The sequence below is a fragment of the Collinsella sp. LCP19S3_H3 genome (genome assembly GCF_052119145.1).
Classification (GTDB): domain Bacteria; phylum Actinomycetota; class Coriobacteriia; order Coriobacteriales; family Coriobacteriaceae; genus Collinsella.
The window spans coordinates 1-694 of the sequence record NZ_JBQKFW010000043.1; the positions used below are offsets into that span (position 1 = coordinate 1).

1 protein-coding gene is annotated in these 694 nt (G+C 61.5%); it reads left to right on the plus strand.

The annotated features are described in order from the left end of the window. Positions 1–129 precede the first annotated feature (129 nt). Complete coding sequence (gene tnpA / locus ACTQZF_RS09215) at positions 130–600, plus strand: IS200/IS605 family transposase (RefSeq protein ID WP_441555110.1); 471 nt, start codon at positions 130–132, stop codon at positions 598–600. The last annotated feature ends 94 nt before the right edge of the window (positions 601–694 follow it).

Consider the following 694-nt stretch of genomic DNA (forward strand, 5'->3'; position numbering starts at 1 on the left):
CAGCGCGCCGCATCAGAAACCACCCGCTATGCGGGTGGGGCCAAACGGCTTTACAAAGCCGCCCCCTCGCCGGACACTTGCGATTGTTCAGGCCGCAAGGAATCCGAGTCGAGAGGGCGGTGGTGGCGTATGGCCCAGAAGGCCTACAGCCTGTCGCACACGAAGTGGATGTGCAAGTACCACGTCGTGTTCACGCCGAAGTATAGGCGCAAAGTCATCTACAACCAAATAAGGTCCGACCTTGGGGAGATCTTCAGGAAGCTCTGCCAGTACAAGGGGATAGAGATCATCGAGGGGCACCTGATGCCCGACCACGTCCACATGCTGCTGGCGATACCGCCGAAGTACAGCGTGTCGAGCGTGATGGGCTACCTGAAGGGGAAGAGCTCGCTGATGATATTCGACAGGCACGCGAACATGAAGTACAAGTTCGGCAACAGGAGGTTCTGGGCCGAGGGCTACTACGTGTCCACCGTCGGCCTGAACGAGGCCACGATCGCGAAGTACATCCGGGAGCAGGAGAAGGCCGACATCGCGCTCGACCGGCTGAGCGTCAAGGAGTACGAGGACCCCTTCGGCAGGGGGCCGGGGCGTAAATAGCGCCGGTTTGACCGGCCCGCCACGGGTCAATCTGCAGTGCGGCCCGAACCCCGTGAGGGCCGGCGCCTTTAGACGCGTGCCGGAAATCCAAGGG

What these genes read in the sequence shown, in the direction of transcription:
- tnpA (WP_441555110.1), top strand. Translation starts at nt 130, where the DNA reads ATGGCCCAGAAGGCCTACAGCCTGTCGCACACGAAGTGGATGTGCAAG.